The sequence below is a fragment of the Shigella sp. FC1967 genome, assembly GCF_001743005.1.
Taxonomy (GTDB): Bacteria; Pseudomonadota; Gammaproteobacteria; order Enterobacterales; family Enterobacteriaceae; genus Proteus.
In genome coordinates this window covers 1-2181 of the sequence record NZ_MIIZ01000889.1, presented here as the reverse complement: position 1 = coordinate 2181, position 2181 = coordinate 1, and the positions used below count along the sequence as shown (strand labels likewise).

At 42.2% G+C, this 2181-nt stretch carries 3 protein-coding genes and 1 pseudogene; all 4 read left to right on the top strand.

The window, feature by feature from the left end; translation table 11 throughout:
- Nucleotides 1-582: pseudogene (locus BHE89_RS15405) on the top strand (succinate dehydrogenase/fumarate reductase flavoprotein subunit); the annotation flags it as partial.
- Entirely contained in the window at nucleotides 575-1312 is a 738-nt protein-coding gene (locus BHE89_RS15400) for a succinate dehydrogenase/fumarate reductase iron-sulfur subunit (RefSeq protein WP_069368219.1), read from the top strand. The pseudogene BHE89_RS15405 and the gene BHE89_RS15400, both read left to right, overlap by 8 nt.
- A gap of 14 nt (nucleotides 1313-1326) precedes the next feature.
- On the top strand, nucleotides 1327-1719 hold the full coding sequence (gene frdC / locus BHE89_RS15395; RefSeq protein WP_069368218.1) for a fumarate reductase subunit FrdC: 393 nt from the start codon (nucleotides 1327-1329) through the stop codon (nucleotides 1717-1719).
- 14 nt (nucleotides 1720-1733) lie between these two features.
- Nucleotides 1734-2093, top strand: a complete 360-nt coding sequence (gene frdD / locus BHE89_RS15390; protein WP_069368217.1) for a fumarate reductase subunit FrdD — start codon at nucleotides 1734-1736, stop codon at nucleotides 2091-2093.
- The last annotated feature ends 88 nt before the right edge of the window (nucleotides 2094-2181 follow it).

The following is a 2181-nucleotide window of genomic DNA, read 5'->3' as shown; positions in this document are numbered from 1 at the left end:
TGCCGGTGAAGAAGCCGTTCGTTGTGCACAAGAAGCAGCACCAGCTAACGCATCAGCATTAGATGCTCGTACTCGTGATATTGAAGATGACCTGAAAAAATTTAATGAACCAAAAAAGGTTCTGAAAGCTGGTCACAAATTCGCGATGAAATGGGTGAATCAATGGAAGAAGGTTGCGGTATCTATCGTACACCTGAATTAATGCAAAAAACTGTTGATAAACTGGCTGAATTAAAAGAACGTTTCAAACGCGTTGAAATTAAAGACACCAGTAGCGTCTTTAATACAGATTTACTGTACAAAATTGAGCTTGGTTTTGGTTTAGATGTCGCTGAATGTATGGCTCATTCCGCAATCAATCGTAAAGAATCCCGTGGTGCACACCAACGTCTTGACGAAGGTTGTACTGAGCGTGATGACGTGAATTTCCTAAAACATACTCTGGCGTTCTATAACCCAGAAGGTGCTCCTCGTTTAGAATATAGCGATGTGAAGATCACGAAATCGGCTCCTGCTAAACGTGTCTATGGTGGTGAAGCGACGGCACAAGACAAGCAGAATAAGGAGAAAGCGAATGGCTGATGACATGAAGCACGTTAAAATAGAAGTCATGCGCTATAACCCAGAAACGGACGAAGCGCCTCATTTCGTCACTTATGATGTTCCTTATGATGAGCAAACCTCATTACTGGACGCATTGGGTTATATTAAAGACAATTTAGCGCCTGATCTTTCTTATCGTTGGTCTTGCCGTATGGCGATTTGTGGCTCTTGCGGCATGATGGTCAACAAAGTGCCTAAATTGGCTTGTAAAACATTTATCCGTGAATACCCAGACGGTGTAAGAGTTGAAGCACTGGGTAATTTCCCCGTTGAGCGTGACCTTGTTGTCGATATGACTCACTTTATTGAAAGCTTAGAAGCGATTAAACCTTATATCATCGGTAACGATCGCAAGGCTTCAGAAGGGACAAATAAACAGACTCCTGCTCAAATGGCGAAATACCATCAATTTTCTGGTTGTATCAACTGTGGTCTTTGCTATGCAGCATGTCCGCAGTTTGGTCTAAACCCAGAATTTATTGGTCCAGCAGCGATTACATTAGCTCAACGTTACAACACAGATAGTCGCGACCATGGGGCAAAAGAACGTATGCCTCAGTTAAATGGTGAGAACGGTGTCTGGTCTTGTACCTTTGTTGGCTACTGTTCTGAAGTCTGTCCAAAACATGTGGATCCTGCTGCCGCTATTCAGCAAGGTAAAGCAGCCAGTGCGCAAGACTTTGTCATTGCGATGCTGAAACCACGTTAAGGAGGAAACAAGACATGACAACAAAACGTAAGCCTTATGTTCGTGGCATGCAACCAAACTGGTGGACGAAACTTGGATTCTATCGTTTCTATATCACCCGTGAAGGAACTTGTCTTCCACAACTTTGGTTCAGTCTGGTTGTACTGTTTGGTGTATTCGCACTGAAAAATGGACCCGAAAGTTGGGCAGGTTTCGTTGGATTCCTGAGTAACCCAATCGTAATGCTGATTAACATTGTGACCCTTATTGCAACAATCTTCCACGCTGCGACTTGGTTCAAACTTGCACCCAAAGCAGTGGTTATCGTTGTTAAAGATGAAAAAATGCCACAAGAACCTATCATTCGTGGTTTTTGGGCTGTCACTATCGTTGTTACTGCCGTTATTCTGGCAGTGGCGTTGATGTAACCCAGGAGGAAATAATGAATCAGAATCAACTTCCTAAGCGCTCTGATGAACCTATTTTCTGGGGATTATTTGGTGCAGGTGGTATGTGGAGTGCGATTGTTTCTCCAGCAATCATCATCCTGCTCGGTATCCTAATCCCTATGGGTATTGCGCCAGAAGCATTTACTTATGACCGTATTATGGCATTTAGCCAAAGTATCATTGGTCGTCTGTTCTTACTGCTAATGATTATTCTGCCAGTTTGGTGTGCATTACACCGTATTCACCATACGTTGCACGATTTTAAAGTGCATGTACCTGCAAGCAAATGGGTATTCTATGGTGGTGCAGCAATTATCAGCGTTATCGCGATCATTGGTGTATTTACACTGTAATTGATTAATACGTAACGATAAAAAACCACTCAATTGAGTGGTTTTATTTAATTTTAAAAATTTTTAATTTACTGATTTAATCTTAGAA